Genomic DNA, 12,491 nt, shown 5'->3' with positions numbered 1-12,491 from the left:
AGCTAAACGACAACCGTCATCCCGCTACTTGTTAGCGGCTAAGAGATACCGCGGCGGTATGACGGTCTGCGGCGGTATGACGGTTCGCGGCGGAATGACGGTTAAGCAATTCGTTATCCCGCTATGTGTTAGCGGGATCTATGCTGGGAGATACCGCGAATGAATCGCAGTATGACGGTCTGCGGCGGAATGACGGTTCGCGGTGGAATGACGGTTAAGCAATTCGTCATCCCGCTACGTGTTAGCGGCTAAGAGATACCGCGGCGGTATGACGTAGGATTGCTGTCATCCCGCTGCGTGTTAGCGGATGAGATACCGCGAATGAATCGCGGTATGACGTTCTGCTGCGTGTTAGCGGCTAAGAGATACCGTGAATGAATCGCGGTATGACGGTCTGCGGCGGTATGACGGTTCGCAGCGGAATGACGGTTAAGCAATTCGTTATCCCGCTATGTGTTAGCGGGATCTATGCTGGGAGATACCGCGAATGAATCGCGGTATGACGGTTCGCGGCAGATGACTGCGTGCGACCAGAAAAAACATAGACCCCAAGTGTCAGCTACTTTCATGACACCATTATAAAGTGTCACGCGCTGGGATGACGAAGAAAGAGCATAAGGCATTGTGTTTTACGTTGTGCATTTTATTAACCGACACTATAAACAGCATCCTTACAATTATGAGATTGAATCACAACTTGCTCAAGCGTTAAACTGCAACGTTTTGCGTCCTTACTGTGATTTTCCCCAAGAACATTTGTCCTCTCTTGTTTTATTTCCTGAGTGAATTCCTCATTAACACCTTCAGCGCCAATCTTTTCCCGAGAGTATATAAGATTAGTACAATTTGTTTTTCTATAGTAATGTACACCAAGACACAAAATTAATAATGCAAGTACACCCGAGCCTATAAGTAATGATAGGCCTATGTCATTAGTCAAAGGGTTCTGGTAAAATTTTTGTACACCATTAACACCATTTGTTGCAAGTAGCCCTAAAGGAAGTGCTACATTTGCAGCAATTACACTGGCTAATAATGCAGTAAATAGTGGTCTGTCGTCGATTACTGATTCTATTTTGTTAGTTCTGCTAACTACTTTTTCGTCAATGTTGATGAAGTCATTCTTAGATTCCCAAGCATTAAGTACAAAATTTGAATGAGTGCCATTGCTATATTCTAGCCTTACAGATTTCATCACTTTGTCCTTTGGCTGGTGTTCTAACACCTTAGCTAAAATTTCATCCGCATCTTTCCCTTGGGTTTGATATTCTCTGGTATTTCTAAATTGCTTTATTGAAAAAAATATTGTGCTAATTGCAAGCAATGAAACGAGCGCAATTGCTGGTATAGTAATATAGTTTGGATTAATTTTAACCAATTCGGCAAGTGTTGCTTTATCTTGCAAATTCACCAAAATTGCAGGTATGCTGAGCATAACAGCAATTACACCAGAAATTATAAAGCCCTTCTGCTGCAAGGCATATTTTGCTCTTGGCCAGGATCTGTTTGCTTTCTTACTCTCTAAAGTTGCATTGCTATTTGTATCAAATTCACTCAAAGACTTTTCAGAGCCATCTTCGCTTTTATACGATGGTGGAGGAGTTAAAGGTGTACTGCCGGATAGACCTACTTTTTTAGAAGGATCTTTCTCTTCTGAGTTTTGACCACCTATTCTACTATCTGAACTCTCTTTCGAAGTTTTTTTACTATGATTCTCCGGACCATCATCAACTGGATTCTCAAGATTCTGTATAGGCTCTTTAATCCATTTTTCTACTTTGTCTAAATAACCATCATCCCCTGCTCCGTCTGTTCCTATTGTTGGCTCACTAGATACATTAACCCCTTTAAATGCAATATTGTTTGTTTCCTCTTCCCTGACATCAACTTCCGCTATTTCTTGATCTATATTTTCTAAGAGACCCTTCATATCTTTTTCTAATAATCCTTCCTTGATGCTTTTATAAAAGTCATCAGCAGGATTAATGCCCCGCTGATTACCATCAACTAACATGACTTTTTGCGGTAACATACCTTTGTCTTTCTTATATGCTTTTAAAAGAGATAAAACACATAGATGTTTTCCAATTTGTGGATCTTGAGGCTCATTCATTCTTTTAACTACTTCTGCTGAATTTAGTGGATCTTGACGCTTAGTCGTTCCTCCAACTACTTTAATACCTTGCGCCTGCTCTTCTGTTAAACCTAAATGATTTTTCACTACATACTCTACTGCTTTTATGTATTTTGCAGACGATACAATAGCAACTTCTACTCCGCTTGAAAGTGCAGAACCTAATACAGACCTTAGCTTTTCTTTATTTTTGATTCCTGAGCCTCCCTTTTGTAAAAATTCTTCTATTTCTTCTTTAATTACTGCTTTTTCTTTGCCAGAATCATAATCATCATACCCCGTGGATGTAAAGAAATTGCACATAGAATGATTTGTAATTGTTTGATCAAAGTCAAATATTAATAGTGCATTCTCTTCAGACGATGGTAGATTCGTTACTGGTCCCATATTTACTCCAAAATTAATTATTAATGCTGCATTGATTACACTATAGTTATTAAGATATAGTAAATACCAATTTACGGATAATTATTAGTATAGAAATTGTCTATCAAAGATTCTTTCATTCAGAGGGTAATCTTTGTCAAAAAGCAAAGTGATTGTGTTCTCATGGTCTTTTTGTATTTTTATCTGTGATATATCATGAAATTCTTTGTAATCTGATACTACAAGTGCTGGAAGGTTTTTTGTGTCGTTAATGTCAATTTGTACGATTGTATCGTTTGATATTAACGCTCCATTCCAATGCCTTGGGTAATAGCTATTGATAGAGGTTAATGCAAGTAAATTTGAATTTAGCGGCAAGATTGGGCCACCGGCAGAGAAGTTATATGCAGTGCTACCTGTGGGAGTAGATAATATTACTCCGTCCCCTCTAAATTTTTCTACTTTTAGCTTATCATTAATAGTGATATTCATTTCTACTATTTGGTTTGCTTTTCTAAAAACATATACCTCGTTTACCGCTATGTAGTGATACCTCTTGCCACTTGTGTCTGTTGCTTCCATTTTTAGCAAAGTTAACTGAGTTGAAGTTGCATGTTCTATATGATCAATTAAATCTTCACTGCGGCTAAAGCATTTATTCATCAAAAACCCAACATTGCCGGTATTTACCCCATACACATGCATGTTTTTATTTTCTATGACGTAATTATGCAAGGTACGCAGCATAAAGCCATCACCGCCAACAACTATCAGTAGATCAATTTCGGACTTATTTTCTTCTGTTATATTGATAAAATTAAGTTTCTTTAATAGTTTAGATACTCCCTGCGATTTTGGTGATTGAGAAGCAACATAGCCTATATTTTTGTATTTATGCATGCTTTAGTAAACTCTCTAAAACTTAAAGAGGAGGAAAGTTAGAAAATGCTTCCATATTTATCGTTAAACTTAGCTAATTTGCTAGTTTTATTTGTTGATCCACTTGCCAAACTTCCAGTCCATGCAGGATGAGTTAGAGGATCTCTATCAAGTTTTATCTTATCACCTTCCTTTCCATAAGTGGAACGAGTTTCAAACTCTTGACCATCTGTCATGACTATAGTAACCTTATGATAATCAATTTCTGCCATTGTTGCTTATAAACTTTTAGTCAGTTAATATTCTAGTGAACTTAATTCACTAAGTCAATCATTATTCTAAAATATTGACAAAAAATAAATAAAATGTTATACTTAATAAGGAATAGATAATAGTTATCATGATTTTTGCTTTCCCTGGTCAGGGCTCTCAGTTTGTAGGAATGGGAAAGAGCTTATATAGTGAGTTTTCCGTTGCAAGACAAGTATTTAATGAAGTGGATAGCATATTGGGTAGAAAGCTGTCTCATTTAATCTTCAACGGTCCTATTGAAGAATTAACCATTACAGAAAACGCTCAGCCAGCTATAATGGCAGTGTCAATCGCGACGCTACGTGTTACCGAGCATGTGTTTGGTGAATCTCTTTTTTCTAATTATGGAATTAAATATGTTTGTGGGCATTCAGTCGGTGAATATACAGCGCTATGTGCTGCAGGGGCATTGACTCTTGAGTCTGCAATCAAGCTGCTGAAAATTCGCAGCGAAGCAATGCATGAAGCTTCTTTGAAATGTGAAGGGGGAATGGTTGCATTGCTTGGAGCGGAGCTAAACGAAGTGGAAGATGTTTTAAAATCAGTCCAGATTGATAGAGTTTGTGAAATTGCAAATGATAACGGTGGTGGGCAAATAGTTATAAGTGGCACTAGAGAGGTTCTTGAAATATTACCCGATTTGCTCAAGAACTTGAACATCAAGAGATTAGTTAAGTTACAGGTTAGTGGACCTTTTCACTCATCTCTTATGAAACCTGCTGATGAAAAAGTTTTGCAATTTTTGGAGGGTATTAAAATAACCCGTCCTATAGTTCCTTTGATATCAAATGTTACAGCTAAAGAGGAGAATGATCCCAAAGTTATAAAAGCTTTACTTGCTAAACAAGTCATAAGCAGAGTGAAATGGAGAGAAATGGTTTTGTATATGGCAAGCCGTGGCATTAACAAATTTGTTGAAATTGGCCCTAATAAAGTTTTATCTAATCTAGTTAAAAGAATTGACCAATCTATCAGTACAAAAAATATAGGTAATATTGGTGATATTGAAGGCTTCTTTAATGAATCATTAATATTGACAGCAAAGAATTTAAAAGTAAAAGCGTATAGCTAGCATTAAAGTAAAAATTGGGCTATTTATTTACTTTTATTATTGATAGCAGTAAAATGTCAAACATCGACACTAAAGAATATGATCTAACGTTAGGTGATACCACAGTTAAGCTTTTTATTAAAAGTAGCGATACAAGTGGAATCAATTTTATCAATGTGCATCAAAATGAAGTAACTTCAAAAGAAGCTGGCGAGCGTATAATCCAGCAGTTTGGTGGAAGAATGCTGTACATTACCCATGGTGATGGTACCCCACGCAATGTAGAATTTTACTTAAATGGTGAGCGGTATGAATTCGATCCCAATCGTATATTTGACAACGTGGGTGCAGAGGCTAGTTTAAAAGAATTTGGCAATTTTTCAGAAGGTGCTTTGAAAGCAGTTAGAAATTTTGCAGAAAAAATTTTAGATTTCTTGCTTCCTGGTCAAGACCATGTCATCGCTCTGCATAATAACTACAACTCTCCCAGCTACTCATTCAAAAGCTATTTTTCTCCACCACTTTCCCGTGATGTACTGAAGATTTATTCAGAAGTATGTCCAGAAAGCGGAACGGGTGAGTTTTTCTACACGACAGTTGAAGATTGGTTTGAGGCTTTAAAACAGAAGAGAGTTTTTAATATAATATTGCAAAACAACAAAGCGGTTGAAGACGATGGTTCTTTATCTGTATATGCTGGAGAAAACAATATTCGGTACTCTAATGTGGAAGCAGAGCATGGTCATTTAGAGCAGCAAATAGATATGCTATCTGCTATGCACAGTGTTTTGTTTCCTAATGAGAACCAACCCTCAACAGTAGAGTTATAGTAGCATAAGGTGTACTATACAATCAACGAACTACCTGTCATTTCATCAGGTTTCTTAATTCTAAGTAGCTGTAAAATAGTAGGGGCAATATCAGATAACCTTCCGTCTCTTAGTTTTAGATTATCGCAAGACACAATAAATGGCACTTTATTTAGAGTGTGTGCTGTATGAGGTGTATTATTTTCTTTATCGAACATACATTCCACATTACCATGGTCTGCAGTAACAATTAATGCGGTGTTGCTTGACTTTTTAACAGCACTCAGCACTTTCGCAAGACAACCATCTACAGCTAGCACAGCTTTCTCGGCTGCTTTTATATTACCTGTATGCCCTACCATATCAGGATTAGCGTAATTTACAACTATCAGTGCGAATTTTTGGGAGTGAATTTTTTCTACAAGCTTTTCTGTGAGCTTGAAGGCTGACATTTCGGGCTGCAAATCATAAGTTTGAACTTTTGGTGAGGGAATGAGTATTCTTTCTTCACCAGAGAAAGGTTCTTCTTTTCCACAATTGAAAAAGAAAGTCACATGAGCGTATTTTTCGGTTTCAGCGATGCGTAATTGTTGCAATTTATTGTCTTCTATTGTTTGTCCTAAAGTGTTAGCAAAAGATATAGGAGGAAAAATATAAGGAATTTTGAGATCTTCTTTATATTTCATCATGCTTAAAATTGAAGAGAGTTTTGCTATTTCAGTATGGTTTGTTTCACTAAGCAAAATACTTGCTAATTGTATCATTCGATCAGCACGAAAGTTAGCCAACAGCACTCCATCTTCTGGTTTTATACCTTGATAATCACCTATTACTGCAGGCCTGACAAACTCATCAGTTATGTTATTTTGATAATTTTCATCAATCAACAATACTGCATTATCATGACGAGGTGCCTTTGCAAATGCGATAGCCTCATAAGCTTCAATTGTTCTCTCCCACCTGTTATCACGATCCATAGCATAGTAACGCCCAGAAACAGTAGCAATTCTTATGTCATTTCCCTTTATACTCTTTATAAATTCTTGAATGCATTTTTTTCCTGAATTTGGTAATGTGTCTCTGCCATCTAAAAATGCATGTATCACCACTTTGATTCCATACTGTGATATTTTATTTGCTAAAGTCGAAATATGCTTTTGATGCGAATGAACACCGCCATCTGACACTAATCCCATTATATGGCATACTCCGTTCTTACTTTTTAGATTACTAATAAAACTTTGTAGATTTACATTGTTTTCTATTGTTCCAATCTCTTGATTAATGCGCTGAAGGCTTTGCATTACTACTCTACCACTGCCAATATTCATATGGCCAACTTCTGAATTACCTATTTGACTACCTGGTAACCCAACATCAGCTCCACAGGCGGATAAACTGCATTTTGGATAATTAGAGCTAATATATTGCCAACAGGGTGGATTTGCGTTGCTAATAGCATTATATTTACTGCTTTCTACGCCATTTCCCCAGCCATCTAGTATACATAAAACGATTGATTTAATGCCCATATAAGATTAACACTAGAATTTCATAGAGAAGAGCTCCCCGGGCCGGGTTCGAACCAGCGACCATTTGGTTAACAGCCAAATGCTCTACCACTGAGCTACCGAGGAATAAACCATCTTTAATTTATCACGTTGAACGTTGATTGTAAACGTTTTTTGTATACTTTGTAAGAGCCTGTTCAAATTCACTTCGCTTTATTACTTCAACAGTTGCACCAATAATATCTTTTATTTGCATTGCAAAATTCCTTCCTGTATAGCCTGCATCAACCAGTATATCTTTAACTCCAGAAAGGTTTTCTTTTGCATTGTTGACCATTCTCACAGCACTGCTGCAGCCAGTTGTTCCTGCAGTTGTTACATAAATTGCATGTGGTAAAACTTGAGTATCAACTGCGATATGGCCCTGAGATTTTTTTACCAGCATCTAGCCTTTTTCTTCAGCAGTATCTGCGTTCTTTACACTCTAAGCATCAATTATGTACAGGTTCTTAGCTATATTTCTAGCTGTAACTATAAATGTATGGATTTTTTATCGTGCCATGTTATAATTAACGTCTTGCTAAAAATTAAATATTGATGAATGAACTAAAAAAGTTAAGTATTACACAAATGCATGACGGGCTCAAAAAAAGGAGTTTTTCCGCTGTTGAACTCGTGGAGGCGCACATCAGTGCGGTTGAAAATGAGAAATTAAATGCATTTATAACAAAAACCCCAGAGATAGCAATGAAAGCTGCTAAAGCTGCAGATGAACATTTCTCTAGGCAAAAGGATGATTTAATCTCGCCACTCATGGGTATACCAGTTGGCATCAAAGATCTATTCTGTACAAAAGGAATAAAAACAACAGCATGCTCAAAAATGCTGGAAAATTTCGTTCCGACTTACGAATCTACAGTGTCTGACTTGCTTTTAAAAAGTGGAGCAGCCATGCTCGGTAAGCTTAATATGGATGAATTTGCTATGGGTTCTGCGAACACAAACAGCTATTTTGGCCCTGTTGAAAATGTGTGGATTAGAAAAAGTGATGGGGAAAAAGTTGTTCCTGGTGGATCATCTGGTGGATCTGCAGCATCGGTTGCTGGATTTTTATGCGCTGGAGCGTTAGGAAGCGACACCGGTGGATCTGTACGCCAACCAGCAGCTTATTGTGGAGTAGTTGGAATAAAGCCAACTTATGGAAGATGCTCGCGTTTTGGTATGATTGCATTTGCGAGTTCTCTGGATCAAGCAGGAGTCATTACTCGTTCTGTCTCTGATTCAGCATTAATGCTGGAAGCAATTTGTGGCTATGATAAAAAAGATTCAACATCGAGCGAAAAGCCAGTGCCTAAATTTTCTAGCTTTATAAATGGTAATGTCAAGGGTAAGTGTATTGGTATACCAAAAGAATATAGGATGGATGGAATTTCAGAGGAAATAGTTCATAATTGGGAAAGAGTTGCTTCCTATTTAAAAGAAAATGGCGCTGAAGTTGTTGACATTACTCTGCCACATACTAAATATGCAATACCGGTGTATTATTTAATCTGTTCTGCTGAAACTTCATCCAATCTTGCTCGTTACGATGGTGTGCGTTATGGATTAAGGGTTGATGCTGATACCCTTGAAGAAATGTATTCACTAACAAGAGCAGAAGGTTTTGGCAAAGAGGTGAAAAGAAGAATTTTAATTGGCGCTTATGCGCTTTCTTCAGGTCATTATAATGAATATTATGAAAAAGCGCAGTGCATTAGAGCATTAATCAGAAATGATTTTATAAAAGCGTTTGAAAAAATAGATTACATACTTGTACCATCTGCTCCAACAGAAGCTTTTGGCTTAAATGAAAAGCCAGATCCGCTAATTATGTGCATCAATGATGTGTTTACCGTGCCAGCAAGTCTTGCAGGATTACCTGCTATTTCTGTTCCTGTTGGGCTTTCCAATGAGGGTTTACCACTTGCCTTGCAAGTGATTGGAAATTATTATGACGAAGCTGGAATATTAAATGTGGCAAGTGTGATAGAGCAAAATTGCGGCAGAATAATTAGACCTTTTGCATAATCTATTTTCTGATAGTAATCTTTGCATTAAAATTTGCTTATGCTCATCAACGTACTCTATGGTTCCATTTTTAGATGAATAGCAAAAACAGGGCATATTAATCTGTTTACAAAATTTTCGTGTAACAGTTCACACTTAATTAAACAGACTAAATTCTGTAATTTTTGGATGTTGAAAAATTTACCTTACGTTGTCATTCCAGCGCATAACGCTGAAATCTGGATTTATAGAAACGGATTAAACGAAAAAACTTACTTGACAAGCTCTAAGTAATTCGTCATTCCGCTATGTGTTAGCGGATGAGATACCGTGACGGTATGACGTAGGATTGCTGTCATCCCGCTACTTGTTAGCGGGATCTATGCTGAGAGATACCACGAATGAATCGCGGTATGACGGTTCGCGGCGGTATAACGGTTAAGCAATTCGTCATCCCGCTACCTGTTAGCGGGATCTATGCCAAGAGATACCGTGACGATATGATGTAGGACTGCTGTCATCCCGCTACATGTTAGCGAGATACCGCGAATGAATCGCGGTATGACGGTTTGTGACGGTATAACGGTTAAGCAATTCGTCATCCCGCTACCTGTTAGCGGGATCTATGCTGGGAGGTACCGCGGCGGTATGATAGTTCGTGGCGGTATGACGGTTAAGCAATTCGTCATCCCGCTACTTGTTAGCGGGATCTATGCTGGGAGATACCGCGAATGAATCGCGGCATGACGGTTAAGTATCCCGCTACTTGTTAGCGGCTAAGAGATACCGCGGCGGGATGACGTAGAGTGCTTAGAAGCGGTTATTTTGCTATAAATAGCTGTAATGGCATCATCTATTTTATTGCTATCACAGCCTGTTTGTGCAAGTTCAGCATTCCCACCACAGTTTTTTTCAACTGCTATTGATATTAGTTCCTTTGCGCTAATCTTATTGATTAAGTCTTTACTTACTTTAATAATCAAAACTATTTTATCTTTTTCTGTTGCCGTGAAAGCTATTATCGTTTTTGGTTTTTGTTGCTGCAAAGCAAACTCTCTTATTACATTTGCTGGAATGTCAGTGAAAGTGTGGCTTATAAAATTTATTCCATTTATTTCAGTGCTTTTTATATTCTCTGCACTCACAAGTTTTTTATATAGGTTTTTTATTTCGGTTTCGGATTTTTTGTGTTCTTGACTTAAAACACTTAACCTGCTTGTTATTTCACTTACTGGCGCTTTTACGAATTCTGCAACTTTTTTTAAGTTAATTTCATTATCACGTACATAATTAATTGCTTCCTGACCAGTTAAAGCTTCAATTCTCCTCACTCCAAAAGCAACAGAACTTTCTGTTACTATCTTAAATAAACCGATTTCTCCAGTATGTTCAACGTGCGTGCCACCACATAGCTCTTTCGAATCTCCAATATTTACAACTCTAACCTGATCACCATATTTCTCACCAAACAACGCCATGGCTCCTTCGTCTATGGCCTGATTCATGCTTTGAATTTTTGTAGATGCAGAAAGATTTTCTCTGATTAGAGAGTTTACCATATCCTCTACCCAGAATAACTGATCTTGAGTCACTTGAGTGTTATGGCTGAAGTCGAATCTCAGTCTATCTGGTGCAACTAGAGAACCTTTTTGAGTGACATGATCACCCAAGATTTTCCTCAATGCAAAGTGCAGAAGATGCGTAGCCGAATGATTTCTTCTTAAGATTTGCCTTCTTTCCTTGTCAATGGTTGCTGTAACTATGTCACTTTTACAGATTGAGCCAGATTTAACTATGCATCTGTGCAAATACAGGTCATTAACCTTATTGGTATTCTCGACTATAATAATACTTCTACCAGGTTTGATCAGACTGCCAGTATCTCCTACCTGTCCACCTGACTCGCCATAAAAAGGTGTTTTATCAAGTATAATGGTTATCTTCTCTCCTTCCTTTGCAGAATCAATTATTTCATTTTTAGGGGAAATTATGGCTAGTATTTTCGCATCACTTACTTCATTGAACTCATAACCAACAAATTTTGTTTTGCCAAATTTATCGATCAAATCAAACCATACTTGCTCAACAGATTTTTCACCAGATCCAGCCCATTTAGCACGTGCTCTCTCTTTTTGTTCTCCCATTGCATTATCAAAACCCTTCTGGTCAAAATTTATTTTTTTCTCTTTTAAAACATCAAGTGTAATATCCAAAGGAAATCCGTAGGTGTCATATAGCTTAAATGCTGATTCTCCAGGCAAAGTATCGCCCGATTTTAAGTCTATAGTGAATTTCTCCAGGAGATTGATACCTTTCATCAAAGTGTCTTTAAAGTTTTCTTCCTCTGATTTTAACGTCGTTTCTATTAAGCTTTTGGCTCTGACTAATTCAGCTCCCATATAAGCCGAACTCGTGCTATCTATCAGCGCCGGAAAAATGCGATGGAGTAGAGAATCATTATATCCAAGCAGGTGGATATAACGCGTGGCTCTCCTAATTAATCTGCGTAATACGTAATTCCTGCCCTCATTTCCAGGAAGCACTCCTTCTGCGATGAGAAATGCAGCCGCGCGAAGATGATCTGCAATGATCTTATGCGCTATTTTATTTTCTGTTCTTCCACAATACTCTTGAGATTTATTTATCAAAGCAGAAAATAGATCAATATCATAGTTATCATGGACGTTTTGCATAACAGCCGCTATTCTCTCAAGACCCATTCCAGTATCGATGCATTTTTTTGGCAATTTGTGTAAATTACCTTCTTCATCTTTGTTAAACTCCATGAATACCAGATTCCAAATTTCAACAATTCTATCGTCGTCTTGTAAATTAGGACTCCCATGGTCATAAAAAATTTCAGAACATGGACCGCATGGACCAGTGCTTCCCATACTCCAAAAGTTATCATCCGTTGTAATTCTTATGATTTTATCACTTGAAAAGCCACTTATCTTACGCCAAATCTCGTACGCCTCATCATCAGTGTGGTAAACAGTTACGGATAATCTGTTTTTATCGAGAGACAATTCTTCAGTAATAAATTTCCACGCGAGTTCTATCGCAGTTTCTTTGAAGTAATCACCGAAACTAAAATTCCCAAGCATTTCAAAAAATGTGTGATGTCGAGTTGTATAGCCAACATTTTCAAGATCGTTGTGCTTACCGCCTGCTCTTAAACACTTTTGACTTGAGACAGCACGTTTCATTTCAGTTTTTTGTGCACCGGTAAAAATGTTTTTGAACTGTACCATACCAGCATTTGTGAACATGAGCGTTGGGTCATTTTCTGGAATCAAAGGAGAAGAAGAAACCTGCTCATGGCCATTACTTACAAAAAATTTTATAAATCTTTCTCTAATTTCGTTTAGCTTCATCGTTTT

At 37.5% G+C, this 12,491-nt stretch carries 12 protein-coding genes and 1 tRNA gene; 6 read left to right on the top strand and 7 right to left on the bottom strand.

Going from position 1 to position 12,491, the window contains the following annotated elements:
• The first annotated feature begins 28 nt into the window (after nt 1-28).
• Nucleotides 29-163, top strand: a complete 135-nt coding sequence (locus NHG98_RS03825; RefSeq protein ID WP_259245295.1) for a hypothetical protein — start codon at nt 29-31, stop codon at nt 161-163.
• A 290-nt stretch (nt 164-453) separates the two neighbouring features.
• Nucleotides 454-582, top strand: coding sequence for a hypothetical protein (locus NHG98_RS03820; protein ID WP_259245294.1), 129 nt, complete (start codon nt 454-456; stop codon nt 580-582).
• Between the two features lie 64 nt (nt 583-646).
• Here NHG98_RS03820 and NHG98_RS03815 read toward each other — a convergent pair whose 3' ends face one another.
• The 3 genes from NHG98_RS03815 to rpmE all read right to left on the bottom strand — a co-directional run bounded on the left by NHG98_RS03815 (nt 647) and on the right by rpmE (nt 3,651).
• Entirely contained in the window at nt 647-2,521 is a 1,875-nt protein-coding gene (locus NHG98_RS03815; RefSeq protein WP_259245293.1) for a hypothetical protein, read from the bottom strand.
• Nucleotides 2,522-2,605: 84 nt separating this feature from the next.
• Nucleotides 2,606-3,400, bottom strand: coding sequence for an NAD kinase (locus NHG98_RS03810; protein WP_096617654.1), 795 nt, complete (start codon nt 3,398-3,400; stop codon nt 2,606-2,608).
• Between the two features lie 38 nt (nt 3,401-3,438).
• Nucleotides 3,439-3,651: a 50S ribosomal protein L31 gene (gene rpmE / locus NHG98_RS03805; RefSeq protein ID WP_096617652.1), complete on the bottom strand. Its 213-nt coding sequence runs from the start codon at nt 3,649-3,651 to the stop codon at nt 3,439-3,441.
• Between the two features lie 128 nt (nt 3,652-3,779).
• Here rpmE and fabD point away from each other — a divergent pair, with 128 nt between their 5' ends.
• Together fabD and NHG98_RS03795 are read left to right on the top strand one after the other, a co-directional pair.
• Nucleotides 3,780-4,763 (top strand): ACP S-malonyltransferase, encoded by a 984-nt coding sequence (gene fabD, locus NHG98_RS03800; RefSeq protein ID WP_096617650.1) that lies wholly within the window; start codon nt 3,780-3,782, stop codon nt 4,761-4,763.
• 53 nt (nt 4,764-4,816) lie between these two features.
• The gene (locus NHG98_RS03795; protein WP_096617648.1) at nt 4,817-5,572 is read left to right on the top strand and encodes a hypothetical protein; all 756 of its coding nucleotides are present in this window, start codon (nt 4,817-4,819) and stop codon (nt 5,570-5,572) included.
• 14 nt (nt 5,573-5,586) lie between these two features.
• Here NHG98_RS03795 and gpmI read toward each other — a convergent pair whose 3' ends face one another.
• The 3 genes from gpmI to NHG98_RS03780 form a co-directional block, all read right to left on the bottom strand.
• On the bottom strand, nt 5,587-7,083 hold the full coding sequence (gene gpmI / locus NHG98_RS03790) for a 2,3-bisphosphoglycerate-independent phosphoglycerate mutase (RefSeq protein ID WP_096617646.1): 1,497 nt from the start codon (nt 7,081-7,083) through the stop codon (nt 5,587-5,589).
• A gap of 33 nt (nt 7,084-7,116) precedes the next feature.
• Nucleotides 7,117-7,188 (bottom strand) — tRNA-Asn (locus NHG98_RS03785).
• 19 nt (nt 7,189-7,207) lie between these two features.
• Nucleotides 7,208-7,507, bottom strand: coding sequence for a hypothetical protein (locus NHG98_RS03780; protein ID WP_096617644.1), 300 nt, complete (start codon nt 7,505-7,507; stop codon nt 7,208-7,210).
• A gap of 152 nt (nt 7,508-7,659) precedes the next feature.
• Here NHG98_RS03780 and gatA point away from each other — a divergent pair, with 152 nt between their 5' ends.
• Nucleotides 7,660-9,129 (top strand): Asp-tRNA(Asn)/Glu-tRNA(Gln) amidotransferase subunit GatA, encoded by a 1,470-nt coding sequence (gene gatA / locus NHG98_RS03775; RefSeq protein ID WP_096617642.1) that lies wholly within the window; start codon nt 7,660-7,662, stop codon nt 9,127-9,129.
• Nucleotides 9,130-9,657: 528 nt separating this feature from the next.
• Nucleotides 9,658-9,843: a hypothetical protein gene (locus NHG98_RS03770; protein WP_259245292.1), complete on the top strand. Its 186-nt coding sequence runs from the start codon at nt 9,658-9,660 to the stop codon at nt 9,841-9,843.
• 41 nt (nt 9,844-9,884) lie between these two features.
• Here the strand turns inward: NHG98_RS03770 and alaS are convergent, their stop codons facing one another.
• A complete protein-coding gene (gene alaS, locus NHG98_RS03765; protein WP_096617640.1) occupies nt 9,885-12,485 on the bottom strand; it encodes an alanine--tRNA ligase in 2,601 nt (866 codons plus the stop codon).
• Between the last annotated feature and the right edge of the window lie 6 nt (nt 12,486-12,491).

The organism is Wolbachia endosymbiont of Aedes albopictus (genome assembly GCF_024804185.1).
Lineage (GTDB): Bacteria > Pseudomonadota > Alphaproteobacteria > Rickettsiales > Anaplasmataceae > Wolbachia > Wolbachia pipientis_B.
Note: the sequence above shows the minus strand (reverse complement) of the source record. Positions and strands in the feature narration are given on the sequence as shown.

Coding starts and splice junctions, on each gene's coding strand:
- NHG98_RS03810 (WP_096617654.1), bottom strand. CDS start 3,400: ATGCATAAATACAAAAATATAGGCTATGTTGCTTCTCAATCACCAAAA.
- gatA (WP_096617642.1), top strand. CDS start 7,660: ATGAATGAACTAAAAAAGTTAAGTATTACACAAATGCATGACGGGCTC.
- alaS (WP_096617640.1), bottom strand. CDS start 12,485: ATGAAGCTAAACGAAATTAGAGAAAGATTTATAAAATTTTTTGTAAGT.
- NHG98_RS03770 (WP_259245292.1), top strand. CDS start 9,658: ATGAATCGCGGTATGACGGTTTGTGACGGTATAACGGTTAAGCAATTC.
- NHG98_RS03780 (WP_096617644.1), bottom strand. CDS start 7,507: ATGCTGGTAAAAAAATCTCAGGGCCATATCGCAGTTGATACTCAAGTT.
- NHG98_RS03815 (WP_259245293.1), bottom strand. CDS start 2,521: ATGGGACCAGTAACGAATCTACCATCGTCTGAAGAGAATGCACTATTA.
- fabD (WP_096617650.1), top strand. CDS start 3,780: ATGATTTTTGCTTTCCCTGGTCAGGGCTCTCAGTTTGTAGGAATGGGA.
- gpmI (WP_096617646.1), bottom strand. CDS start 7,083: ATGGGCATTAAATCAATCGTTTTATGTATACTAGATGGCTGGGGAAAT.
- rpmE (WP_096617652.1), bottom strand. CDS start 3,651: ATGGCAGAAATTGATTATCATAAGGTTACTATAGTCATGACAGATGGT.
- NHG98_RS03795 (WP_096617648.1), top strand. CDS start 4,817: ATGTCAAACATCGACACTAAAGAATATGATCTAACGTTAGGTGATACC.